Origin of the sequence: Streptomyces sp. NPDC047917 (genome assembly GCF_043204345.1) — a bacterium.
Lineage (GTDB): Bacteria > Actinomycetota > Actinomycetes > Streptomycetales > Streptomycetaceae > Streptomyces > Streptomyces sanglieri.
On sequence record NZ_JBIDCA010000004.1, the window covers coordinates 565111 to 588287 of the forward strand.

Below are 23177 nucleotides of genomic sequence, written 5' to 3' on the forward strand. Positions count from 1 at the left end.
GCCTTCCGCAGCTGCACGGGCTCCACGCCACCAACGGGTTGCGTGACGTGCTGAGGAGATCTCCCGACCGTCGTGTGCCGACCTGTCGCCCAGGGGCAGGACGAGTCCATGGCCAACAGTGATTTCCGGCCGGTCTACCACCCGGCCGGCCATGACAACGATCTGCGGGTCGCGTTACAGGACTTGCGCACCGGGCGCTGGATGTCCATGCGCAATCTGCTGGAGAGCACGCCGGACTGGACCCTGTGGACCCAGCGCACCCAGGTGCTCGGTGCGGTCGCCGCCGGTTCGGACGCGGTGCAGGCCTGGCTGGCCGAGGACCCCCGGAGCACCGCCGCGGCGGTGATGCACGCGCGGGTCGTCGTCGAACGGGCGGTACGCGCCCACCGCGAGACCCACCACCGGGCCCAGGAGCTGTGGTCGGAGGCCTGGCAGGCGTGCCGGACGGCGGCGAACGCCTCGCCCGCGGACCCGGTGCCCTGGGTGTGCCTGCTCGCCCTGTCCCAGCTGGACGAACACCAGCAGCTGGAGGAGCACCGGCTGCACCCGCCGGGGCCGATGCTCTTCCCCGGCCCGTGGGGACTGCTGGCCGAGGCCGACAAGCGCGATCCGTGCAATCGCGAGGCCTACCACCGGATGCTCCAGTTCGTGTACGCGCGAAAGGCCGGCGGATCGCTCTCGGAGGCCGTCAACTTCGTCCAGTGGGCCGCCTCCGCGGCACCGGACGGCTCCGCGCTGCACGTACTGCCGCTGTATGTGCGGGTCGAGCGCTACCGACGCGAGCAGGGCCACGAGAAGGCCCTCGACCTGCACTGGGTCACCGAGGACGCGGAGCGGGACGCGGCCCGCGCGCTGGAGCTCTGGTTCCGTCGCACACCGCCGCTCTCGCACTCCCTGCTCGATCTCAACCATCTGGCCCACGCCCTGTGGGGAGCCCTTCAATTCGCCGAAGCCGCATCGGTGTTCGAGGAACTCGGCCCCTATTTCACCTCGGTTCCCTGGGCGTACCGCACACGTGGCCGCAAGGGCCCCGGAGACGCGGAGGACGTGTTCCTGCGCGCCCGCGGCCGCTGCCTCTCCGTCTCCCGCGACCCCGGACGGGGGACGCAGCGCTGAGCGACGGCACCGCGGTGCCGCGTCTCCACCCCGCCCCGAACCGATCCCCGTCCGCCCCTTCACATCCGCTCACGGATCACAACCAGCCCACGGATCACGGCCGTCCCACGGCTCACAACCCGCTCACGGAGGTTCTCCCGATGTCCATATCCACCCCGACCCAGTCCGGCGCGGAGGCGACCCCGCCGAAGGACGAGGAGGAGCGGCTGCGCGAACTCGGCTATCAGCCGGTGCTCGCCCGCCGGATGGGGGGCTTCGGCAACTTCGCCATCAGCTTCTCCGTCATCTCGATCCTGTCCGGCTGCATGACCCTGTACGGCTTCGGCATGTCGACCGGTGGTCCGGCGGTGATGCTCTGGGGCTGGGCCGGTGTCGGACTCTTCGTGCTCTGTGTCGGCATGGCGCTCGCCGAGGTCACCAGCGCCTACCCGACCTCGGGAGCGCTGTACTACATGGCCGACCGGCTCGGCGGCCGCAAGTGGGGCTGGTACACCGGCTGGCTGAATCTGCTCGGTCTGCTGGGTGCGATCGCGGGCATCGACTACGGTGCGGCGCTGTTCACCGGCGCGCTGATGAACCTCCAGTGGGGATTCACCCCCACACCGGGCAAGACAATGATCATCTTTGTCTGCATCCTGCTGCTGCACGCCGTGCTGAACCTCTTCGGTGTCCGCCTCGTCAGCGTGCTCAACTCCATCAGCGTGTGGTGGCATCTCGCCGGTGTCGCGGTGATCGTCACCGTGCTGGCGGTCGTGCCCTCGCACCACCAGTCGCCGTCGTTCGTCTTCACCGAGTTCGTCAATGACACCGGCTGGCACAATCCGCTGTACGTGGCGGCGATCGGTCTGCTGCTCGCTCAGTACACCTTCTGCGGTTACGACGCCTCGGCCCACCTGTCGGAGGAGACGTCGAACGCCTCCGTGACGGCGGCCAAGGGCATCGTCCGCGCGATCTGGGTCTCCTGGATCGCCGGCTTCGTGCTGCTGGCCGGGCTGACCTTCGCCATCCAGGACTACGCGGGCACCCAGGAGAGTGCCACCGGGGTGCCACCGGCCCAGATCCTGATCGACGCGCTGGGCACCTCCGGGGCCACCGCGATGCTGCTGATCGTGATCGCGGCGCAGCTGTTCTGCGGCAACGCCGAGGTCGCCGCCGCGAGCCGGATGGTGTTCGCGTTCAGCCGGGACAACGCCCTGCCGGGTTCGGCGCTGTGGCGCAAGGTGAGTGCGCGCACCCAGACGCCGGTCAACGCGGTGTGGCTGTCGGTCGTCGTCGCCGGCCTGCTCGCACTGCCCTCGCTGTACTCCGCCACCGCGTACGGTGCGGTGACCGCGATCAACGTCATCGGCATCACGCCCGCCTACGCGATCCCGATCTTCCTGAAGCTGCGTGCCGGCAGCCGGTTCGAACGCGGGCCGTGGCACCTGGGCGGCTGGAGCAGGCCGATCGGCTGGATCGCCGTGGTGTGGGTCGCGATCGTGACCGTGCTGTTCCTGCTCCCGCAGTCCTCCCCGGTGACGGTCGACTCGATGAACTACGCGTCGATCGCGCTGATCGCGGTGCTGCTCCTGGCCACCGTGTGGTGGTTCGTCGCCCGCCGTTCGTACAGCACTCCTTCGGCGTACGGGAACGCCCGCGAGCAGGCGGAGATCGAGGAAGGCATCGTCTGATCCGGCCCGATTCCCGCCGGCCCTTCCGGAGCCGCCCGCCCGACAGGCGGTGGCCCGGGAGGGCCGCGTGCGTGGTGGAGCCTTCTCCCGCCGCGTACGGCGTTACGGCAGCCAGAGGCAGGCGGCGGCCAGGAGCGCCACCGTCGCCCCGCCGGTGAGCACCGGCACACTGCCCAGCCAGGCGGCGAGCGCACCGCCGCCGAGCGCACCGATCGGCACCGTACCGATGAGCGCGGCCTGCAGGACCCCGGCGACGCGGCCCTGGAGTTCCGGCGGTGTGATCAGCTGCTGGGTGGTGGTCATGGAGATGGCCCAGACCGTGGCCGCGAGACCGAAGACGAACTGGTATGCCAGCAGCGCCGGGAACCCCGGGCCCAGGGATGCGCCCGGGATCAGGAAGATCGCGAGGGCGGCCACCACGGCACAGATCCGGGTCGCCCCGGCCAGCCCGATGGTGGCGGCGAACCGGCCGGCCAGCAGCACTCCGAGTACGGTGGCGACGCTGAACGCGGCGTAGACCGTCCCCAACTGCCAGGCGGGCAGCCCGAGATCACGGGTGGCATAGAGCACGAAGAGCGCGTCGGCGGCTCCGCTGCCGAGATTGAACCCGGCTCCCGCGAGCACCTGCCGGCGCAGCAGCCGCTCACCGCGCACCACTTCGAGTCCGGCACGCAGCGCGGCCGTGCGGGACTCCTTCTCGCGACGGGCCTGCTGGACCGGGGAGTTGAGGGTCACGGGCAGACCGAGGAGCAGCAGCGCCTCGATCCCGTACGCCGCGCAGGCGGCCAGCAGGGCGGTGGAGGCCCCGGTCAGGCCCACCAGGACACCGCCGAGGGCGGGGCCGCCGATCTGCCCGGTGGTACGGGCTCCGGTCAGCGCGGAGTTGGCGGAGAGCAGCTGCTCGGGGTGCACCACCCGGGGCAGTGCCGCCTGGAGGGCGACGGCCAGCATGGAGGTCAGTGCGCCGGACGCGGTCGCCACCAGGTACAGCTGGGGCAGCCCGAGCCGTCCGAGTGCGTCCGCCAGGGGTACGGAGCCGACGACCAGCACCTGAAGAACGGTGAGGAGCACGGTCAGTCCGCGCAGCCGGGCCCGGTCGACCAGTACCCCGGCGAACGGGCTGAGCAGCGCACCGGGGAGGTAGCTCAGCGCCATCAGTGCGGAGGCGCCGAAGGGTCCCGCCCCCAGCCGGGTGACGGCGAGCAGCGCGAGCGCCAGGGTGGTGACCTGCCGCCCGACGGAGCTGGCGATCTGCTCCCCGCACAGCAGCGCGAACGGCCGGTGGCGCAGCAGCGCGCGCCCGGCCCGCCGGGGCTGCCCGGTGCCGGGGGGACGGGTACGGGCGGGAGGGGGCGGCGGGCCGGGCTGCTGCTCCATCCCGTTCAGATGTCGGTGCAGGGGACGGGCCACCGGCGGATGCGTGGCGGCAGGGCCACCGCCCAGCCGTCGGTCACCCGGGCGAGGCGCTCGGCCGCCAGCAGCTCCACCGCTTCCCGGCCGACGGCGTCCAGCGCGGCCACGGCGGTGGGGGCCTGGACGGTGCGGAAGGCGGCGAGCAGATCGGGGTCGTCGATCGTGAAGCGGGCCGCGGCCGTCGGCTCCCGGCGGTCCATGACGGTGACGAAGTCCGGTCCGCGCCGGTGGTAGAGCTGCCCGTAGGCGTGGCGCTCCCGCCATCCGGTGAGCTCCGCCGGCTCGCCGGGCAGGGGGCCGGGGGCCGGGAGGTGGCGCAGCAGACCGGCCGTCCGGGCCACCTCGTGCGCGGGCCCGGTGAACAGCGGGTCGTCGGTCGCCGGAAGCCAGTGCACCACGAGGTCGTGGCTCTGGCACTCGCGCAGGAACCGGACCGCTTCCGCCGCCGGGCGCCCGCCCGCCCCCAGCCGCAGCGGTTCACCGACCGTCACCAGCCGTCCGCGGATCCGGTACGGCACCCACCCGGCCGGCAGGGCGGGCGCGGTGCGGGTCGGGGGTGCGGGCAGGGGGCTCATCCGGTGGCCTTCTCTCCGTTGTCCGGCGTGCCCGATGCCACGCCGACCGTCCCGTCCGGCGTCCGGGCGCGCTCGACCGACCGGACCGGTACGTGCCAGGTGGGCAGCGACACGCAGGAGCGCCCGTCGTCGAAGAGGAGTCCCAGCGTGACCGCTTCGCCGAGCCACGCGTCCAGCTCCGCCCCGGTCGGCCGGTGCCCGTCGGCAGTGAGCAGCCGGTGCAGTGCGCTCCGGGTGCGGCCCGCTTCCAGGTGGCGCAGGGCGGCGGCGTGCCAGCCGGTCAGCCGGTGGGTGCGGGGCGGCCAGCCGTGACGCCGGTCGTGGACGAGGAGCGGCCCGTCGTCGGTGGGCTGTTCCAGGACCAGGGTCGAGGTGGGATGGCCGGTGTACCAGTCGCGGGCCGCGGCCTTCAGCCGCGCCTCGGTCCCGCCGCCGATCCCGGCGGGCGGGGTGTCGAAGAGGTAGACCAGATCGGCCAGTTGGTCCTCGGGCAGGTCGTAGACATGGCGGTACATCCCGGCGGGCCGGCGTTGTGGGAAGCCGAGCGCGGGGTTGGCGAAGTTGGGGCTGAACCGTTCCAGCTGGATGCGGTGGGCGCCGCCGGGCGGCTGGAGGTGGACGAGCGCCGGCATCTGGTCGATGACGGGGGCGTAGTCCTGGTCGGTCTCCCCCGGGAAGCCGTACAGGTAGTTCCAGGAGCAGGTGAGCGAGTGGTTCTCGCACTCGCGCAGGGTCCGGATGTTGCGGGCCCCGCTGACGCCCTTGTCCATGAGGTCCAGAGCCCTGTTGCTGAGGCTCTCGATGCCGGGCTGGATGTGGACCGAGCCGGCTCGGGCGAGCAGTTCCAGCTGCTCGGCGGTGAGGTTGGACTTGACCTCGTAGTGCATGCGCAGGTCCCAGTCGCTGTCGGCGGCGAGCGGGAGGAAGTCCTTGAAGTACGCCATGTCGATGATGTTGTCGACCGTGACGATGTCCAGAATGCGGTGGCGCCGCACCAGTCGGTCGACCTCGTCCCAGAGCCGGTTTCCGGGTTTGGCCCGGAAGGTCATCGCCGAGCCGTTGAGCCCGCAGAAGGTACAGTGGTGCTTCTCGCCCCACCAGCAGCCCCGGGCCCCCTCCACCACCAGTTTCGGGTGGACGTACTCCGCGACCGGGGAGGCGTCGATGGCCCGCTGCCAGAGGTCGTAGTCGGGCGAGGGGATGTCGGCGGGTGCGACGGTGCGCCGGGACTCCTCGTTGGCGCGCGACTCCTGACCGTCCCACCAGCAGAGTCCGGGGACGTCGGCGGGCGCGGTGCCCGCGTCGATGTGGGTGAGCAGGGCGGGCAGAGCGTACTCCCCCTCGCCGCGCACCACATGGTCGACGAAGCGGTGGTTGCGGTGCAGCGCGTGGCCCATCGGGCCGTCGCAGTTGCTTCCGCCGAACACCACGGTCAGTCCGGGGCGGCGTCGTTTGAGCTCCGCCGCGAGCGCCAGCGAGGAGATGTTCTGCATGAACGTGGAGGTGAAGCCCACGACATCGGGGGCGTCGGCGAGTATCGCGCCCGCGCTCTCCTCGACGAACTCCGCCGCGTGGACGCGCATCGCGGTCGCGGTGGAGATGTCGGTCCCGCGCCGTGCGGCGTACTCCTTGAGCTGTGCCACACCCCATTCGGGGTCGTTGTACAGGACGCCGGAGAACACCCAGTCCCCGAGTCCGTCGAAGATCGATTCGCTGCCGACCGCGACATGGTCACCGGGGCGCAACGCCCCCTTCGAGCGTTCCAGCAGGAATTCCGCCCAGCGCAGGGAGCCGTGGAACTCGCGCACCTCGTCGTCCGGCCGGGTCCGGTCCAGCAGCGCGTGCAGCAGTCCCACCTGGAGCGAGGGCAGTTCGATCGGCTGCCAGGGCATGGTCACCAGATGTATTCGCACTGAGCCTCCCACGGCACGGTGACGGACGCCGGGCCGCGCCCGGCGTCCGCCCTTCTCGTCACTGTCCCGCCGAACCGGAGCGTTCCGGTTCAGCGCGTCGGACGTTTCTCGATCGTCTGCCGTTCGCGGTTCTTCGCCTCTTCCTCGCGGACCACGACCTTCTTGATCTCCATGTGCCCCTCCCCTCGGCGTGCGGCCTCAAGTCCGTTGACGTTAGGTCGCGTTGTGACGCAGTGGCAAGGGTGCCCACTGGGGCCCGTGGGGCGTATGTGGCGGTCCGCAGGGCCGGCCGGCCGGAGCCCGATCGCTATGCTGCGTGCCGAGCGCTCACCGGAAGCGCTCAAACGAACAGTGCGCGGCGGTACGGCGAGGGGGCCAGCAGCATGCGGGAGCCGGTTGAACTCAGGCGGCAGCGGATCCTGTCGGTGGTGGAGTCGCGCGGCGCCGTCAAGGTCAGCGCGCTCGCGGCCGAGCTCGATGTCTCGGTGGTCACGGTCCGGCGGGACGTGGAGGAGCTGGCCCGGGACGGGCGGCTGCGCCGCGGGCACGGGGTGGCCCGTCCGGTCCGGGAGCCGGTCCCGACCGCCGCGGTCCCGGCGGCCCGGGGCGAGGAGCCGGGCGGGGACGCCGGGGCGGTCGCCCTGGTCGTCCCGGAGCGGCACACGTACCTGTACGAGACGCTGCACGGCGCCCGCTCCGTCCTGGAGGAGTCCGGGATCCGGATCGCCCTGCACATCGCGCCGCCGTCGGCCGGTGCCGAACGTCCACTGGTGGAAAGGGCGCTCGCGGACGGGGCGCGCGGGCTGCTGATCGCGCCCCGCTGGCGCAGCGCCCGCTCGGAGGAGCTGGACTACGGCTGGCTCGCGAACGTGGGGGTGCCGACCGTGCTGATGGAGCGGCGGCCCCGGCCGGGCAGCGCGCTGCACGCCCTGGACTCCGTCTGTTCCGATCACTGGTACGGGATCCATCTCGCCGTGGACCATCTGGTGTCGCTGGGGCACCGCCGTATCGTGCTGGCCGCCCGGGACGACAGTCCGACGGCACGCAGCATCCGTACCGCGTTCGCCGAGATCGCGGCGGCCCGTCCCGAGGTGGCTCAGTGGTCGGTGGTGCTGAGCTCCCCGCAGGCCGTGCCGGGCCGGGACGCCCCCGCCCCGGCGGAGCCCCGCGGTCCCGCCGGGGCGGGCGACAGCCCCGCCGTGCTCGACCTCGCCGCGCTGCTGCGGGAGCGGGGCGTGACGGGCGCCGTGCTGCACGGCGACGTGGACGCGCTGATGCTGGTGCAGCGGCTGGCGGAGAGCGGTGTCGAGGTACCCCGGGACTGTTCGGTGGTGGCGTACGACGATGTGGTGGCGGCGCTCGGCAGCCCGCCGCTGACGGCGGTGGCGCCGCCGAAGGCGGAGATCGGGCGGGCGGCCGCCGAGCTGCTGCTCCACCGGCTGGCGGGCGGATCGGGCACGAGTGGTCCGGTGCGCCGCACGGAGCTGCTGCCCACGCTGAAGGTACGGGGATCGGCCCAGGAACCGCCCCGCTCCACCGACTGATCGTTTGACCGTTTTAATTTTCTTCTGAGCGATCTATTGACCAAGTAACGATCAGCCGATCAGGATTCCCCGTGAGCCGTTTCAGCAGCCGCGGGAGGCGCACATGCCCGGACGACAGAGCCGTCGATCCGTGCTCGCCACGATCGCCGCCCTGCCGTCGGCAGGTGCGCTCGGCGCCTGCGGCGGCGGGCCCTCGGGGGCGGTTGCCGCGCGCAACACCGGCACCACGGCAGCCGGCGGCGGCCGGCGCCCCACCCGCATCACCTTCTGGTCCGCGCTGCGCGGCAGCCAGGACGTGGTGGACGCGTTCAACCGCACCCACGACACCGTCCAGGTCGACTTCCAGCAGGTCCCGGCGGGCTCGATGGGCGGGTACGCCAAGCTCAGCAACGCCGCCCGGGCGGGCAACGCCCCGGACGTCGCGACGATCGAGTACCCCCAGATCCCCGGCTTCGCCATCGACGGGGTCGCCCGGGACATCACCGGCCTGGTCGGCGACCGGCTGCGCGCCGCGCTGCTGCCGCAGGCCCTCGGCCTGACCACCTTCGACCGGCGGGTCTTCGGCGTGCCGCTGGACGTCGAGCCGATGGTGATACACTACCGCAGCGACCTGTTCGCCGAGTACGGCCTGCCGGTCCCGCGCACCTGGGCGGAGTTCGAGGACGTGGCCCGGACCGTGCGCCGCAAGGCTCCCGGCCGCCGCCTGACGGCCTTCGCCACGGACGGCGCCCCGCAGTTCGCCTCGTTCGCCTGGCAGGCCGGTGCCCAGTGGTTCGACACCCGGGCGGGCGCCTGGAACGTGTCGTTCGCCGACGCGCCGAGCCGCCGCGTCGCCGCGTACTGGCAGCGGCTGATCGACCAGGACCTGGTCGTCGTGAACGCGGTCGACGGCCGGCAGTACGACGCCCAGCTCGGCAGCGGCCAGGTCCTCACCCGGCTCAGCGGTGCCTGGGACGCCGGGGCGCAGATGAACGCCCGGCCCGCGCAGAAGGGGAAGTGGGCCGTCGCGCCGCTGCCCCAGTGGAGCCCGTCCGCCGCCGTGCTCGGCACCCACGGCGGGTCCACCTTCGCGGTCACCTCCGGCAGCAGGCACCCGGAGGCCGCCATGGAGTTCATCGAGTGGCAGGTCTCGCACCCCGACGCGCTGCGCGCCCGGCTCGCCGGCGGCACCAGCAGCCAGTACCCGGCCGTCCCCGGGCTCGTGGCCGTCGGCCGGAAGGCCTTCGACCGCGGCTACTACAACGGGCAGGACATCTACGCGCTCTTCGAGCGGGAGGCGCACAAGATCCGGGACGGCTGGACCTGGGGACCGCGGATGTCCGCCTCTCAGAAGGTGATGCAGGACGGCTTCGCCCGGGTGGGCGGCGGCCGGGGCTCGGTGATCGACGCCGTGCGCGCGACCCAGCGGGGCACCATGCCGGACCTCAGGGCCCTGGGTCTCGCCACCACCGAGCACAGCACCTGATCGTGCCCCGTCCCCTATACCGTCCCCCGTTCCGGCAGCAGTCCTTCCAGCAGCAGCCCTTCCAGCAGCAGAGAGGCAGGTGACACCGTGTCCAGCCACCTCACCACCCCCGCTCCCGCCCCCACGCGTCCGCCCGCGCACCCCTCGGGGACCGCCGGGGAACAACAACCGTCGGCCGCCGGACCGGCGCGCCGCGCCCTCAGGCACGCCAGGCGCCGGGAACTCGGCGCGTGCGGCGCCCTGATGACCCCCTTCTTCATCCTTCTCGTGACGGTCTTCCTGATCCCCGTCGGAACGGCCCTGTGGCTCAGCTTCTTCGGCGCCGACCAGCCCGGTCTCGGCTTCGGCCCGGAGCGCACCGTCTTCGTCGGGCTGCGCAGCTACACCGCCGTGCTGACCGACCCGACGTTCATCGGCGGGCTGGGCACCGTGGTCCTGTACTGCCTGATCTACATCCCGCTGATGGTGACCGGCGCCCTCGCGCTCGCCCTGCTGCTGGACTCCGGGGTGGTACGGCTGCGGTCGTGGGCCCAGCTCGGGCTGTTCCTGCCGCACGCGGTGCCCGGCATCATCGCGGCCGTCATCTGGCTGTACCTGTACACCCCGGGGCTCAGCCCGGTGATCGACCTGCTGGCCGGGGCCGACATCACCGTCGACTTCCTCGGTGTGCACACCGTCCTGCCGTCGATCGTGAACATCGCGCTGTGGAGCAATCTCGGCTACAACATGGTCGTCTTCTACGCGGCCCTCCAGGCCGTGCCGCGCGAGGTGATCGAGGCGTCGGTGGTCGACGGCGCGGGTCCGGTCCGTACCGCGCTCCAGGTGAAGGCGCCGCTGGTGCGTTCGTCGATCGTGATGGTCACGATGTTCACCCTGGTCTTCGCCCTTCAACTGTTCACCGAGCCGATGCTGCTGAGCCAGGCCACACCGATGATCAGCTCTCGGTACTCGCCCAGCATGTACATCTACGACGCGGCGTTCACCCGTAACAACTACGGCCTCGCCGCGGCCGCCTCGGTCGTCCTGCTCGTCTGCACGATCGCGCTCTCCTACGGCGTCACCCGCTGGTCCAACCGTGCGGGGGCACCCGGGGAGGACACCCGGTGAGCGCGCCCTCCACCCGGACCGCCGCCGCGCGGCGGCCCCGGCTCCTCGGCCGCGCCGTCGTCAACCTCGTCGTCGGCGTCTCGGTGCTGTACACACTGCTGCCCGTGCTGTGGCTGGTCCTCGCCGCCTCGAAGGACCGCGACGCGCTGTTCGGCAGCGATGTGCTGTCGCTGGACCACTTCTCCTTCGGACAGAACCTGAAGGACCTGTTCGCGATGGACGGCGGACTGTACGGGCGCTGGTACGGAAACAGCCTGCTGTACGCGGTGCTGGGCGCCGCGGTCGGCGCGATGGTGAGCATCGCCTGCGGGTACGCCTTCGACAAGTACCGCTTCGCGCACAAGGAGAAGCTGTTCGCGCTGGTGCTGGCCGCGGTGATGGTGCCGCAGACCGTGCTCGCGCTGCCGCTGTACCTGATGGCGTCCGGCACCGGCCTCGTCAACACCTTCTGGTCGGTCTTCGTCCCGGTGCTCTTCAACCCGTTCGGGGTCTACCTCGGCCGGATCTTCAGCCGGGGGTACGTGCCGGACGAGGTGCTGGAGGCGGCGCGGCTGGACGGCGCCGGCGAGCTGGCCGCCTACTTCCGGGTCGCCCTGCGGATGCTGGGGCCGGGCCTGGTGACCGTCTTCCTCTTCCAGCTCACGGCGATCTGGAACAACTTCTTCCTGCCGATGGTGATGCTCTCCGACCAGCACCTGTATCCGGTCAGCCTCGGTCTCTACACGTGGAACAGCGCCGCCGTCGTCTCGCCCGAGTACTACCCCGTCGTGATCATGGGTTCGCTCCTCGCGGTCCTGCCGTTGATCCTCGCCTTCGCCCTGCTCCAGCGTTTCTGGAAGTCGGGGCTCACCGCGGGTGCCGTGAAATGACCGGACCACCGCCACCGTCCCGTCCCGCTGCCAGGAGAAAGATGCCCAGGACCAGCCCCGACCTTTCCCGAGCTCGCCCCACCCGGAACCGGCCGCGCACCGCCGTGGCCATGAAGCCGGCCGCCGCGACCGCGCTCCTCGATGCCCGGTCCCTGGCCGCGCTCGACGAGGTCTGCGATCTCGCGGACCTCCCCGCCCTCGACGACTTCGCCACCGACCGGGCCCGCGCCGTACTGGCGGACGTGGAGATCCTGGTCACCGGCTGGGGCTGCCCGCCCCTGGACGCGGCCGCCCTGGCCGCGGCCCCGCGGCTGCGGGCGGTCGTCCACACCGCGGGCAGCGTCCGCGGACACATCACCGAGGAGTGCTGGGACCGCGGTATCGAGGTGTCGTCGGCGGCCGCCGCCAACGCCCTGCCGGTGGCCGAGTACACCGTCGCGATGATCCTGCTCTCCGGCAAACGGGTCCTGGAACGGGCCCGCGAGTACCGCGCGGTGCGCCGCCGCGACAACTGGCTCGCCACGCCCGCCCGGGTCGGGAACCACGGCCGCACCGTCGGCATCCTGTCCGCCTCGATGATCGGCCGGCGCGTCATCGAACTGCTGCGCCCCTACGACCTGCCCGTCCTGCTGCACGATCCGTACGTCACCGACGCGCAGGCCGCGGCGCTCGGTGTGCGGCCGGTCGGCCTCGCGGAACTCTTCGCGCAGAGCGACGTGGTGAGCGTCCACACCCCGCTGCTGCCGTCCACCCGCGGGCTCGTCGACCGTGGGCTGCTCACCTCGATGCGCCCGGACGCCGTGCTGATCAACACAGCGCGGGGCGCCGTGGTGGACCAGGACGCGCTCACCGACGTACTCCGGCAGGACCGGATCCGGGCGATCCTCGACGTCACCGATCCCGATCCACTGCCCACCGCACACCCCCTCTGGGACTGCGACAACGCTCTGATCACCCCGCACCTCGCGGGCTCGCAGGGCAATGAATGGCAACGACTGGTCGGCCTCGCGGTCGGCGAGGTCGACCGCTGGGCCGCGGGCGACGGTTTCGCCCATCCCGTACGACGCGAAAGGCTGGCATTCCTCGCATGACCGCTCCGCATCCGATCTCACCCATCGAACTCCCGGCGGACGACCGGGGGTCGAGCCCGTACACCGGCTACACCCGCGCGCACTGGGAGGCCGCCGCCGACGGGCTGCTCCGGGCCGCCTGGCAGTGGGCCACCCCGGGCGGCGCCCTGCTGGACCTGCCGGGCCGGCCGTCCGCGTCCGGTGTGCGTTCCGACGGTCTGGAGGGCTACGCGCGCACCTTCCTCGCCGCCGCCTTCCGGGTGGCGGGCGCGGAGGGCAAGGACCCGCACGGCTGGCTGGACCGGTACGCCGACGGGCTCGCGGCGGGTACCCGTACCCCCGGCCGTGACGACGCCGAGTCCTGGCCGCTGATCCGCGACCACACGGTCTTCGGCCAGCCCATGGTCGAGTCCGCCTCGGTGGCGATAGGTCTGCGGCTGACCCGGCCGTGGCTCTGGGACCGGCTGGACGCCGGGGTCCAGGACCGGACCGAGGAGTGGCTGCGCGACGCGCTGCGGCACGTCCCCTCCCCCAACAACTGGTACCTCTTCCCCTACTCCGTGGCCGGGTTCCTGGAGTCCGTGGGCCGTGGCGACGCGGAGACGGCACGGGCCAAGCAGCGGGCCCTCGATCTGCTGGAGGGCTGGTACCGGGGCGACGGCTGGTACGCGGACGGCGACGGCCGGGCCTTCGACCACTACAACGGCTGGGCACTGCACCTCTACCCGGTGCTGGACGCGCATCTGTCGGGCGACGCCGGACTGTCCGCGCACTACGGAGCCCGGCTGCGCGAGCACCTGGAGGGCTTCTCGCTGCTGTTCGGCGGCGACGGCGCGCCGATCCACTTCGGCCGCTCGCTGACCTACCGTTTCGCGGCGGCCTCGTCGGTGGCGCTCGGCGCCCTCAGCGGGCACACCCCGCTCACTCCCGGCGCCTCGCGGCGGGTGATCAACGGATCGCTGCGCTACTTCCTGGAGCGGGGCGCGACCGGTACGGACGGGCTGCTGAACCTGGGCTGGCACGGCCCGCACGAGGCTTCGCTGCAGAACTACTCGGCGCCCGCCTCGCCGTACTGGGCGTCCAAGGCCTTCGTCTCGCTGCTCGCCCCGGAAGGCCATCCGCTGTGGACGGCGACCGAGGAGCCCGCGCCGAGCGAGGGCCCCGACCGGGTGCTCGCACTGCCCGCGCCGGGGCTGCTCGTCCAGACCACCCGCGCGGACGGGGTCGTACGGCTGCACAACCACGGCAGTGACCATGTGCGCCCGCACGAGGGCGAGTCGGGTGTGCAGGACGACCCGCTGTACAGCCGCCAGTCGTACTCGACGGTGACCGGCCCCACCTCGCGGGGGAACACGGCGGACAACCACCTGGCCGTGGTCGTCGCCGGGGTCCGCAGCGGTCGCCGGGTCATCCGCGCGCTGGGCGCCGGCGGGGGCGACGGCTGGGGCTGGGCCGCCTCCTGGCACCGCCCGGTGTTCACGTCGGGCTCGCCGATGGTGCCGGGGCTGCGGGTGGAGAGCGTCACCGCGGTGCGCGGGCGGTACGAGCTGCGGGTGCACCGGGTGCTCGGCGCGCCGGACGGGGCGCGGGTGGAGCAGACGGGCTGGGCGACCGGCCGCGACGACGCCCTGACCTCCGAGCTGTACGGCCTGCATGGCTGGGAGTCCCGGGACGAGGTACGGGCTCCGCAGGGCACCGCGTACACGCCCTGGGCGGTGGTGCCCCGGCTGTCCGCGTCCGCGACGGGCTCGGTGGTGCTGGTGGCGCTGGCCTCGCTGACCGCGGAGCCCGACGCGGCGCCGATCGACTCCGTGGTCGACGCGGTGTCGGTGGACGGGGACGCCGTGGAGGTCCGCTGGGCCGAGGACGGGACGACGACGCGTATCGGCTTCGAGCCGGTGACGGTCACGCACGGCTGAGCAACGGGGTGCGCGGCGCGGGGATCCCCCGGTGACCGCCGCGCACCCCGCCCGCCGGGGGGCCGGCCCTCAGGCGTCCGTCCTGATCACCACGGCCAGGGTGCGCGGACCGTGCACGCCCTCCACCCGCTCCAGCTCGATGTCGGAGGTGGCCGAGGGGCCGCTGATCAGCGTCGTCGGCCGCTGCGGCACCAGCCGTGCCACGGCTTCCGGCACACCGGCCTCGACCGTCGACAGATCGACGACGCAGACGTGCAGATCGGGGACCAGGGAAAGCGCCCGCCGGCCCTGGTCGGGCGAGCCGTCCAGGAAGATGGTGCCGGTCTCGGCGCAGCTGACGGCCGAGGCGGTGACGACCCCGTCCAACGCGTCGAGCCGGGGCGCCGGGATGTCGGCGGAGTCCCGCTGGACCTCGCCGTCGTACCCGCCGAGCCAGTCGGCGTCGAGCCCGGCCGGCACGCCGATCCGCCGTGCCCCGCGCTCCCGCAGCACCTCGGTGACGACGTGTGCGGTGCGGTCGGCGGTGCAGGTGTGGACGGTGGCCCGGTAGTCGACGAGCCGGTCGGTGAAGAGGGCCAGGCGTTCGTCGTCGGGGAGGGTGCGGCCGGTGCGGTAGCCGCGCGGGACGGCGATGGCGGGGGCGGGGGCGAGGGAGAGGGCGTCCTTGATCCTGCCCAGCACCGTTTCGCGAGCGGTCGTCACTTCTCCTCCTCGTTCTTCTTCCGGTTCTGCTCGTACTCGCCCGCGGCGGCCCGCATCGTCGCGGTGCCCTCGGCCGATGCCAGCCAGGAGCGGAAGGTCTGCTTCGGCGGGACCTCGGTGTCCCGGCTCTCGCTCCAGCCGTCGAACGGCGGCGGGAGATGCGAGATCTTCCCGTCCCGCCCGCCGATGACGCGGCCGATGCCCGCCCCCTTCTGCGCGGTGGTGAAGAGCTTCGGATGTTTCATGACGGTGGCCGCTGCCTTCATGGCCAGCTTCTCCGCCGTGGTACCGGACTGCTCGGTGTGCTGGTGGCGCAGTTCGACCAGGAGCGACGGAATGTCGATCTTGACCGGGCAGGCGTCGAAACAGGCGCCGCAGAGGCTGGAGGCGTACGGCAGCGAGCTGTTGGGGTCGTTCCTGGCCGCGTGCATCCCGGCGAGCTGCGGGGTGAGGACGGCGCCGATCGGTCCGGGGTACGTCGATCCGTACGCGTGGCCGCCGGCCCGTTCGTACACCGGGCAGACGTTGAGACAGGCCGAGCAGCGGATGCAGTTGAGGGCCTCGCGTCCGATCCGGTCGGCGAGCGCCGCGGTGCGGCCGTTGTCGAGCAGGACCAGATGGAATTCCTGCGGTCCGTCGCCCGGCGTCACCCCGGTCCACATCGAGGTGTACGGGTTCATCCGCTCGCCGGTGGAGGAGCGCGGCAGCAACTGGAGGAACACTTCGAGGTCCTGATGGCGCGGCAGCACCTTCTCGATGCCCATGACGGTGATCAGGGTGTCGGGCATCGTCAGACACATGCGGCCGTTGCCCTCGGACTCCACGACGGCGAGCGTTCCGGTCTCGGCGATGCCGAAGTTCGCCCCGGAGACCGCCACCTTGGTCGTCATGAACTTCTCGCGCAGGTAGGCGCGGGCGGCGGCGGCGAGATGCGCGGGCACGTTGTCCAGGTCCGGGTCCACGCCCGGGATCTCCTTGAGGAAGATCTGCCGGATCTCGTCGCGGTTGCGGTGGATCGCGGGCACCAGGATGTGCGACGGCTTGTCGTGCGCGAGCTGGACGATCAGTTCGGCGAGGTCGGTCTCGTACGGGGTGATGCCGACGGATTCGAGGTGTTCGTTGAGGCCGATCTCCTGGGTGGCCATCGACTTGACCTTGATGACGTCGCTGCTGCCCGTCGCCCTGACCAGCCGGGCGACGATCTCGTTGGCCTCGACGCCGTCGCGCGCCCAGTGGACGGTGCCGCCGCGCTCGGTGACGTTCCGCTCCAGCTGCTCCAGGAGTTCGGGGAGCCGGTTCATGGTGTCGGTCTTGATGGCCGAACCCGCCTCGCGCAGCGCTTCCCAGTCGGGCAGTTCGCCGGTGACGTGGAGGCGTTTGGCGCGGATGGTGCGGGTGGCCCGGCCGAGGTTGCGGCGCAGTTGTTCGTTGCGCAGTTCGTCGTGGGCGGCCTCGGGGAACTTCCGGTCGCCGCGCAGGTTGCCCGTTCCGTACGGGGAGCGGGGCGGGGTCGCTGGCATGCCGAGGAAGGTGCTGCTCATCGGACGGCCTCCGTGGGGACGTACGGCGAGGTGCGGGTGGCGGAGAGGATCTGGGCGAGGTGCAGGGTGCGGGTGCCGGACCTGATGCGGGAGAGGCCGCCGCCGATGTGCATCAGACAGGACGAGTCGCCCGCGGTGCAGACATCGGCCCCGGTGGTGGCGATGTTGCGCATCTTGTCCTGGAGCATCGCGGTCGACGTCTCGGCGTTCTTGACGGCGAAGGTACCGCCGAAGCCGCAGCAGGAGTCGGCTTCGGGGAGTTCGACGAGGTCGATGGAGTCGACGGCGCGGAGCAGCCTCAGCGGCTTGTCGCCGACGCGCAACATGCGCAGGGAGTGACAGGTGGGGTGGTACGTCACCCGGTGCGGGAAGTACGCGCCGACGTCGCCCGCGTCCAGGACGTCCACGAGGAACTCCGACAGCTCGTACGTCTTGGCCTTGACGGTGGCGACGCCCGCTCGCAGCGCCGCGTCCCCGTACCGTTCGGCGACGATCTCGTGCTGATGGCGGACCGAGCCCGCGCACGATCCGGACGGCATCACGACGGCGTCGATCGAGGCGTCGCCGAACTGGTCGGCGAAGTTCCGGACCAGGGGGACGGGTTCGCGCTGGTATCCGGTGTTGACGTGCATCTGACCGCAGCAGGTCTGCCCCGGCGGGAACACCACGTCGTGGCCCAGGCGGGCGAGCAGGACCGCGGTCGATTTCACCGCCTCGGGGAAGAGCGTGTCTCCCAGACAGGTGGCGAAGAGTCCGATGCGCATGGGGGTCTCTCCGATCGCTTCTCCATTTTTATGGTCCGACCATACTAGCCTCGGTCCGGACCATGAGAAATGCACGCCGGGACACACGGGGCCACGAGCTGCCGAGCATGCACCTGACAATCACTTGGCCACGGCCGCACGACTCCGGTCCGTCCGGCCGGAGCCGTGCCTGGACGTGTCAGGAATCCCCTCGCGCCCGCTCGGAATTCTCGTCGACCAGCGTGCCGTGGAGGCTGCGGATGTGCTTCTCGACCAGGTCGGCGGCGCTCGCGCCCTCGCCCGCGCGCACCAGCCTCAGCAACTCGGTGTGCTCGGCGTTGAGCGCGGCGGCCGTGGCCGGCCAGTCCTCGGCCTCCTCCAGCGCGCGCAGGATCAGCGGTCGCACCGACTCACGGACGGCGGAGGTGAGCGTGGAGGTCAGTTCGTTGCCGGAGCTGCGGGCGATGTGCACATGGAACCGGGTGTCCAGATCGTTGAACTCCAGGACCTGAACGCCCGGCTCCGCCATGCGTACGACCAGCGTCTCCGCCTCGTCGAGGTCCTGCGGTGAGGCGTTGCGCGCGGCCGCCTCGAAGCTGGACCGCTCCAGCACGACGCGCGCCTCCAGGACGTCCTCCAGGCTGTAGCTGCCCAGCGCGAAGTGCAGCCGCAGCAGCCGCCCGAGCGCGTCGTCGGGGTGGCGCACGATCCGCGCCCCGGCGTCGGGCCCCCGGCCCGGCTGTGCGACCAGTACGCCGATGGTCTCCAGCACCCGCAGCGCCTCGCGCAGCGCGGACCGGCTGACCCCGAGCACCGGCGCTAGCTCGCGCTCGGGCGGCAGTCGGTCGCCCGCTCGCAGCTCACCGGCGAAGACCCGCTGCTCGATGCTCTGAAGCACCAGCTCATGCGTACGGGACTGCCGTACGGGTTGCCATTCGACGGGCATCCGCCACCCCTTGCCCCGGCCGGAATCGTCCGGTCGCCCTCGTCTCTGCCGCTGGATCTTCAACTATGTCACACACCGCATATGGTCGGACCAAAGACGATCCCTGCCCGGCACTCCCGGCAGGCGTTCGTGGGTCCGGGCCGGGCGAGGCCCGTTCAGTAGGTGACGACGATGCGGCGCCCCACTCCGTCCACCTCGATCCGGCCGCCGAACGGAATGATCTGCTGCGGGTCGGTGTGACCGAGGTCGACATCGAGGACGGCCATGGTCCCGGGGGCGTACTCGTCCAGTGCCCGCAGCACCGCCTTCCGCTGCTCCGTGCGGTACCGCTCCCCCTCCTCGGCGCCGAGCGGCTTCTCGAACGACCAGTTCTTGGCCCGGGCCATGAGGAGGGCGGGGAACTGCCGGAGCAGCCCGCGCTCCCCCATGTTCCGCAGGATCCGGTAGACCTCGTCGGCCGACGGCATCTCCTCGCTCGTTTCGAGGAACAGCACCCGTCCCGCGTATTCGTCCACCGGCCGGATCTCGCGATCGGCCATGAGCAGCCAGGAAAGGATCTCCAGATTCCCGCCCCAACTCGCGCCCCGCACGTTCCGGCCGTCGGCGTTGTGCCAGATCCAGCCGCCGCAGGGCAGCATCGGGGGCTCGGAGTCGAAGGTGCGCGGGTCCTCCCACCGGCCGTTCTCCCCGTTGGACTCCTTGGACGGGGTGAGCTCGAAGTCGCCCCGGGTGAAGAGGGCGGCGCGCAGGGAGTCCGCGGTCAGCGGGTGCATCGCGCCGGGACGCCCCAGTTCGACCATGACCGTTCCGCCGTGGTAGCCGACGATGTCCAGATTCTCCAGGTACACCAACAGGTTCGTGCAGTCGCTGTACCCGAAGAACGGCTTGGGGTTGGCGCGCAGGAGTTCGCGGTCCAGGTGCGGCAGCACGGTGATCTGGTCGTCGCCGCCGATGCTGGAGATCACGGCCTTGATGCCGGGGTCGGCGAACGCCGCGTGGATGTCGGCCGCGCGTTCCTGCGGGGTGGCGCCCATCTTCCGCGTCGTCGGGTACTCCACCGGTTCGAGGCCGAAGTCCTCCCGGAGCCTGCGCAGCCCCAGTTCATGGGGCAGCGGCAGGATGCCGGGAAGACCGGAGGCGGGGGACAGCACGGCGACGCGGTCGCCGGGCCGGGGCTTGTCGGGGTACGTGTGGGTCGACATCCGCCGAGCCTAAGGGCCGGGAGCTGGGGCGTCGCCACGATTTCCCGGCCCGGCCGCCGGAGGACCGGGCGGCAGACACCGCGACGAGGGCCGTCACCCGTCGAAGGATCCGTGGCGGCCCGCGCCGCCCCCGAAACGTTCGACCCCGGCCCGCGTCTCTCCCGCCGTCAGCGGCACCAGGCCGTGCCGGTACTCCTGGGCCAGCGCCTCCGGTTCGCCCAGCCCGTGCTGCTCGCGCACCGAGAGCCGGTCGTGGCGCAGACACAACTGCGGGAAGGCGGCGATCTCGTGGGCGAGCCGCTCCGCCGCGCCGCGTGCCTCGCCCGGTGGCACGATCCGGTTGGCGAGCCCGATGGCGTACGCCTCGGTCGCCGGGACGGGCCGCCCGGTGAGGATCAGGTCCATGGCCCGGCTCTCGCCGATCAGCCTCGGCAGCCGCACCGTTCCCCCGTCCACCAACGGCACACCCCAACGGCGGCAGAACACCCCGAACACCGCGTCGTCCTCCACCACCCGGAGATCGCACCAGAGGGCGAGCTCCAGCCCACCGGCCACGGCGTGGCCGGAGACCGCCGCGATGACGGGCTTGCTCAGGTGCATACGGGTCGGCCCCATCGGCCCGTCGCCGTCGGCCCGGACCTCGTTGCCCCGCTCCGTACCGATGCCCTTCAGGTCGGCACCCGAGCAGAACGTACCGCCCTCGCCCCACAGCACGGCGACGCACGCGTCCGGATCGGCATCGAACTCCCGGAAGGCATCGGCCAGTTGCCGGGCGGTGGGCCCGTCCACGGCATTGCGGACCCCGGGCCGCCCGAGGATCACGGTGAACACCGGCCCATCGCGCTCGATCCGTACCACTGCTTCTTCACTCATCGTTCGGCCTCCCACTTGGACGGCGGACGGGCCCGCCACCTCATCGGTCCGGATCGATCCGGCACAGCTGATTCATGCGATTCTCACGCAGTCGTTCTACGGTGGGGCGCGTGACCCAGATGAGCCCGCCCGGCTGGCACCCAGACCCCGGGTATACAGGAATCGGCCCCGTCCACGAACGCTGGTGGGACGGCACCCGGTGGACCGACCAGCTCCGTGTGCCGCCCGCCGCGGTCCGGCGCCGCCGGATGCGCGTCGCACTGGGCGTCACCGCCGCGGTGGTGGTCCTCGCCGCCGTCGGGGGCGGCGTCTTCCTGCTGTCGGACAAGTCCGGCGACGACAACGAGCGCGCTGCCGCGGCCCCGTCCGCCCCGCCCTCGGACTCGCCCCGTCGTGGTCCGGGCGCGCCGGGAGGCGGCGGCGGGAGCGGTGCCCCCGAGCAGCAGCTGCCGGGGACCGAGGACGGCTACGCCACGGACCTGACCAGCGGGATCAGCCTGCCGGTTCCGGACGGCTGGAAGGGCAGCTCCGGGATCGCCGGCGCGGGTGTGACCACGGGCGACTACCCGTGTCCCGGTGACACGTCCGAGAAGTGTGTGCGCGGCGGGGTGTTCTCCATGCCCGCGAAGGGCCTGAAGCTCGACACCACGACGGCGAAGGACACGGCGGTGAAGGACATCTCCGCCAACGCCACGGAGTCGTACGGCGAGAAGATCTACGGCGGCATCACCTCGCACGAGGAACTCAAGTCCGGCCCGGTGACCGTGGCCGGTGAACAGGGCTACCTGGTGCGCTGGAAGGTGGTGACGAAGAACGGCGACGACGGGTACGTCCAGTCGCTGGCCTTCCCGTCGCCCCGCTCGAAGGACCTGCTGATCGTGGTGCGGTCCGGCTTCGACGTCGATTCCAAGGCGCCCGCGCTCTCCGTCATGGACGACATCACCAAGGGCATCAAGGCCGCGTCGGCAACGGGCTCCGGCCCCGGCACCACGGCGTAGGGCACGGCCCGACCGGGCGAAGGGCCCTGGGCGGCCCGCCTTCGTACACCCGGGTGTGAGTACGAGGGCGGGCCGGGCTGAGTACGTCGACCGATCCACCGGCGGGCGATCGCTGGTCGAATGACGGTCATGCCTTCCGACGCACCGTCCCGCCCCCGCATCCAGCACGTCGCCGGCGCCGGCACGACGCTGGCGCTGTCACTGGCCCCGCTGGTGATCGGCGTGCTGCTCGCCAAGTCCATGGCGGCGGATCCGATGACTCCGGTGAACGCGCTGGTCACCCGGGGCGGGCAGCCCGTACCCATCTCGCCCGCGCAGTGGCGCGGCTGCGGCCGGCAGGTCCTGCGCAGGTGGAAGGGCCCGCTGAAGGCGGGCAGGCATCCCGTCGCTCTGGTGCGGCGGTGCCCCGGGGTCCGGCGTACCCGCCGCCCGGGAGAGCTGCCGGCCGAGCGCTGAGCGAGCGGCGGGCCCGGCGCCCGGGCGGCCGGGTATCAGGCCCGTCGGCAGTGCAGGAACAACTGGGGCTCGGCCACCGCCGCTTCGTACTCCGGAGTGAACAGGGTGCTCTGCTCCCACAGCACCGAGAGGCCGGCCGCGGTGACCAGGTCGGTGAACTCCTCCGGGCCGAAGCTCGTCGCCCGCACGTCGTGCCCCATGAAGACGACGTCGAAGTCCTCCACGTCCAACGGCACCGTGGCGACGACCAGATGACCGCCGGGAACCAGAAGCCGGCCGAGCTTCCGCAGGAGCCGGAACTGGTCGTCGCGGGACATCTGGAGCAGTGAGAAGTACGCGCAGACCGCGTCGAAACTCTCATCCTCCAGGGCGAGTTCACGGATGTCGGCGCATTCGAACCTGGCGTCGGGGACCTGCCGGGCCGCCAGGTCGACCATGCCGGGCGAGACGTCCACCCCCAGCACCTCATGGCCTGCCCCGGTGAGGGTCTGCGCGGTCGGCCGCCCCGTTCCGCTGCCGACGTCCAGGATCCGGCTGTGCGGTGCGAGATCACCCAGCAACCGCTGCAACGAGGCGTGGTGGGCGGCGGATCCGGCGAACGCCCGCTCGTAGTCGGCGCCCAGCGCGTCGAACACCGCGGCGGCAGCGCGGCCCTGGTCTCCGTCCATCGATGTGGTCCCTTCCCCAAGCGCCGTCCCGTGCGGTTCCCCGAGGATCGTTTCATCATTGGCCGGCGCCCACAACGCCGGCCTGCGGGCACCAGGGCCGCGAAATCCGGTTTCCTGCCGCCCGCCCGTTTCCTACACTCATCACGAATCGCGCGCCACAACGGCATGTGACGCGCACCGTGACCAGTGAGGGGAGACCCGCCGTGCGCCACCGCACCGCTGTTGTCGTTCCCTCGTCGCGGTACGAGGTGATCCTGGTGTCTTCGTGCGCCCGGTGCGGGCTGCGCGGCCCGCACCGGTCCCCCGCGACGGACAACTGACCTCGCAGCGCCCGGCGTCGATTCGGCCGGGCGATCACCCGCCGGTGTGACACACCGTCGCGGAGGT

20 protein-coding genes are annotated in these 23177 nt (G+C 71.9%); 10 read left to right on the forward strand and 10 right to left on the reverse strand.

The features are described 5' to 3' along the window. Nucleotides 1-108: 108 nt before the first annotated feature. Together ACGF8B_RS12335 and ACGF8B_RS12340 are read left to right on the forward strand one after the other, a co-directional pair. Nucleotides 109-1116, forward strand: coding sequence for a hypothetical protein (locus tag ACGF8B_RS12335; RefSeq protein WP_392737268.1), 1008 nt, complete (start codon nt 109-111; stop codon nt 1114-1116). Nucleotides 1117-1256: 140 nt separating this feature from the next. Further along, nucleotides 1257-2786, forward strand: a complete 1530-nt coding sequence (locus ACGF8B_RS12340) for an amino acid permease (protein ID WP_392737270.1) — start codon at nt 1257-1259, stop codon at nt 2784-2786. Nucleotides 2787-2888: 102 nt separating this feature from the next. Here ACGF8B_RS12340 and ACGF8B_RS12345 read toward each other — a convergent pair whose 3' ends face one another. From ACGF8B_RS12345 to ACGF8B_RS12355, 3 genes are read right to left on the reverse strand one after another with little or no spacing between them, the layout of a single operon-like run. Then, nucleotides 2889-4196: an MFS transporter gene (locus ACGF8B_RS12345; RefSeq protein ID WP_392737272.1), complete on the reverse strand. Its 1308-nt coding sequence runs from the start codon at nt 4194-4196 to the stop codon at nt 2889-2891. After that, a complete protein-coding gene (locus ACGF8B_RS12350; RefSeq protein WP_392737274.1) occupies nt 4169-4774 on the reverse strand; it encodes a DUF5825 family protein in 606 nt (201 codons plus the stop codon). The genes ACGF8B_RS12345 and ACGF8B_RS12350 overlap by 28 nt, the downstream gene beginning before the upstream one ends. Further along, nucleotides 4771-6699: a RiPP maturation radical SAM C-methyltransferase gene (locus ACGF8B_RS12355; RefSeq protein ID WP_392737275.1), complete on the reverse strand. Its 1929-nt coding sequence runs from the start codon at nt 6697-6699 to the stop codon at nt 4771-4773. The genes ACGF8B_RS12350 and ACGF8B_RS12355 overlap by 4 nt, the downstream gene beginning before the upstream one ends. A 371-nt stretch (nt 6700-7070) precedes the next feature. Between ACGF8B_RS12355 and ACGF8B_RS12360 the strand changes: the two genes are divergently transcribed. The 6 genes from ACGF8B_RS12360 (at nt 7071) to ACGF8B_RS12385 (ending at nt 14661) form a co-directional block, all read left to right on the forward strand. Next, nucleotides 7071-8231, forward strand: coding sequence for a substrate-binding domain-containing protein (locus tag ACGF8B_RS12360; protein ID WP_392737277.1), 1161 nt, complete (start codon nt 7071-7073; stop codon nt 8229-8231). Between the two features lie 103 nt (nt 8232-8334). Continuing rightward, entirely contained in the window at nt 8335-9696 is a 1362-nt protein-coding gene (locus ACGF8B_RS12365) for an ABC transporter substrate-binding protein (protein ID WP_392737279.1), read from the forward strand. Between the two features lie 87 nt (nt 9697-9783). Continuing rightward, nucleotides 9784-10803, forward strand: a complete 1020-nt coding sequence (locus tag ACGF8B_RS12370) for a carbohydrate ABC transporter permease (RefSeq protein WP_392737281.1) — start codon at nt 9784-9786, stop codon at nt 10801-10803. Next, nucleotides 10800-11672 carry a carbohydrate ABC transporter permease gene (locus ACGF8B_RS12375; RefSeq protein ID WP_392737283.1) on the forward strand — a complete coding sequence of 291 codons (873 nt, stop codon included), beginning with the start codon at nt 10800-10802 and terminating at the stop codon, nt 11670-11672. Before ACGF8B_RS12370 ends, ACGF8B_RS12375 begins: the two co-directional genes overlap by 4 nt. 41 nt (nt 11673-11713) lie before the next feature. Further along, complete coding sequence (locus tag ACGF8B_RS12380) at nt 11714-12763, forward strand: hydroxyacid dehydrogenase (RefSeq protein WP_392737285.1); 1050 nt, start codon at nt 11714-11716, stop codon at nt 12761-12763. Further along, the gene (locus tag ACGF8B_RS12385) at nt 12760-14661 is read left to right on the forward strand and encodes a DUF2264 domain-containing protein (RefSeq protein WP_392737287.1); all 1902 of its coding nucleotides are present in this window, start codon (nt 12760-12762) and stop codon (nt 14659-14661) included. The genes ACGF8B_RS12380 and ACGF8B_RS12385 overlap by 4 nt, the downstream gene beginning before the upstream one ends. Before the next feature lie 69 nt (nt 14662-14730). Here ACGF8B_RS12385 and ACGF8B_RS12390 read toward each other — a convergent pair whose 3' ends face one another. From ACGF8B_RS12390 to ACGF8B_RS12415, 6 genes are all read right to left on the reverse strand, one after another. Then, nucleotides 14731-15363 (reverse strand): lactate utilization protein C, encoded by a 633-nt coding sequence (locus ACGF8B_RS12390; protein ID WP_392737289.1) that lies wholly within the window; start codon nt 15361-15363, stop codon nt 14731-14733. Then, on the reverse strand, nt 15360-16904 hold the full coding sequence (locus ACGF8B_RS12395; RefSeq protein ID WP_392737291.1) for a lactate utilization protein B: 1545 nt from the start codon (nt 16902-16904) through the stop codon (nt 15360-15362). Before ACGF8B_RS12395 ends, ACGF8B_RS12390 begins: the two co-directional genes overlap by 4 nt. Next, complete coding sequence (locus ACGF8B_RS12400) at nt 16901-17668, reverse strand: (Fe-S)-binding protein (protein WP_392737293.1); 768 nt, start codon at nt 17666-17668, stop codon at nt 16901-16903. Before ACGF8B_RS12400 ends, ACGF8B_RS12395 begins: the two co-directional genes overlap by 4 nt. A 178-nt stretch (nt 17669-17846) precedes the next feature. Further along, a complete protein-coding gene (locus ACGF8B_RS12405; protein WP_392737295.1) occupies nt 17847-18593 on the reverse strand; it encodes a FadR/GntR family transcriptional regulator in 747 nt (248 codons plus the stop codon). A gap of 155 nt (nt 18594-18748) precedes the next feature. Further along, nucleotides 18749-19795, reverse strand: a complete 1047-nt coding sequence (locus ACGF8B_RS12410) for a S66 peptidase family protein (protein WP_392737297.1) — start codon at nt 19793-19795, stop codon at nt 18749-18751. A 93-nt stretch (nt 19796-19888) separates the two neighbouring features. After that, nucleotides 19889-20668, reverse strand: coding sequence for a crotonase/enoyl-CoA hydratase family protein (locus tag ACGF8B_RS12415; protein ID WP_392737298.1), 780 nt, complete (start codon nt 20666-20668; stop codon nt 19889-19891). A 119-nt stretch (nt 20669-20787) separates the two neighbouring features. On the opposite strand from ACGF8B_RS12415, the gene ACGF8B_RS12420 reads away from it, so the two are divergent. Then, entirely contained in the window at nt 20788-21666 is an 879-nt protein-coding gene (locus ACGF8B_RS12420) for a DUF2510 domain-containing protein (RefSeq protein ID WP_392737438.1), read from the forward strand. 129 nt (nt 21667-21795) lie between these two features. Beyond that, entirely contained in the window at nt 21796-22122 is a 327-nt protein-coding gene (locus ACGF8B_RS12425; RefSeq protein ID WP_392737300.1) for a hypothetical protein, read from the forward strand. Nucleotides 22123-22157: 35 nt separating this feature from the next. On the opposite strand, the gene ACGF8B_RS12430 is transcribed toward ACGF8B_RS12425, so the two are convergent. After that, entirely contained in the window at nt 22158-22790 is a 633-nt protein-coding gene (locus ACGF8B_RS12430) for a class I SAM-dependent methyltransferase (protein WP_392737301.1), read from the reverse strand. Nucleotides 22791-23177: the final 387 nt, after the last annotated feature.

What these genes read in the sequence shown, in the direction of transcription:
- ACGF8B_RS12335 (WP_392737268.1), top strand. Translation starts at nt 109, where the DNA reads ATGGCCAACAGTGATTTCCGGCCGGTCTACCACCCGGCCGGCCATGAC.
- ACGF8B_RS12340 (WP_392737270.1), top strand. Translation starts at nt 1,257, where the DNA reads ATGTCCATATCCACCCCGACCCAGTCCGGCGCGGAGGCGACCCCGCCG.
- ACGF8B_RS12350 (WP_392737274.1), bottom strand. Translation starts at nt 4,774, where the DNA reads ATGAGCCCCCTGCCCGCACCCCCGACCCGCACCGCGCCCGCCCTGCCG.
- ACGF8B_RS12360 (WP_392737277.1), top strand. Translation starts at nt 7,071, where the DNA reads ATGCGGGAGCCGGTTGAACTCAGGCGGCAGCGGATCCTGTCGGTGGTG.
- ACGF8B_RS12365 (WP_392737279.1), top strand. Translation starts at nt 8,335, where the DNA reads ATGCCCGGACGACAGAGCCGTCGATCCGTGCTCGCCACGATCGCCGCC.
- ACGF8B_RS12380 (WP_392737285.1), top strand. Translation starts at nt 11,714, where the DNA reads ATGCCCAGGACCAGCCCCGACCTTTCCCGAGCTCGCCCCACCCGGAAC.
- ACGF8B_RS12385 (WP_392737287.1), top strand. Translation starts at nt 12,760, where the DNA reads ATGACCGCTCCGCATCCGATCTCACCCATCGAACTCCCGGCGGACGAC.
- ACGF8B_RS12395 (WP_392737291.1), bottom strand. Translation starts at nt 16,904, where the DNA reads ATGAGCAGCACCTTCCTCGGCATGCCAGCGACCCCGCCCCGCTCCCCG.
- ACGF8B_RS12400 (WP_392737293.1), bottom strand. Translation starts at nt 17,668, where the DNA reads ATGCGCATCGGACTCTTCGCCACCTGTCTGGGAGACACGCTCTTCCCC.
- ACGF8B_RS12405 (WP_392737295.1), bottom strand. Translation starts at nt 18,593, where the DNA reads ATGCCCGTCGAATGGCAACCCGTACGGCAGTCCCGTACGCATGAGCTG.
- ACGF8B_RS12410 (WP_392737297.1), bottom strand. Translation starts at nt 19,795, where the DNA reads ATGTCGACCCACACGTACCCCGACAAGCCCCGGCCCGGCGACCGCGTC.
- ACGF8B_RS12415 (WP_392737298.1), bottom strand. Translation starts at nt 20,668, where the DNA reads ATGAGTGAAGAAGCAGTGGTACGGATCGAGCGCGATGGGCCGGTGTTC.
- ACGF8B_RS12420 (WP_392737438.1), top strand. Translation starts at nt 20,788, where the DNA reads ATGAGCCCGCCCGGCTGGCACCCAGACCCCGGGTATACAGGAATCGGC.
- ACGF8B_RS12425 (WP_392737300.1), top strand. Translation starts at nt 21,796, where the DNA reads ATGCCTTCCGACGCACCGTCCCGCCCCCGCATCCAGCACGTCGCCGGC.
- ACGF8B_RS12430 (WP_392737301.1), bottom strand. Translation starts at nt 22,790, where the DNA reads ATGGACGGAGACCAGGGCCGCGCTGCCGCCGCGGTGTTCGACGCGCTG.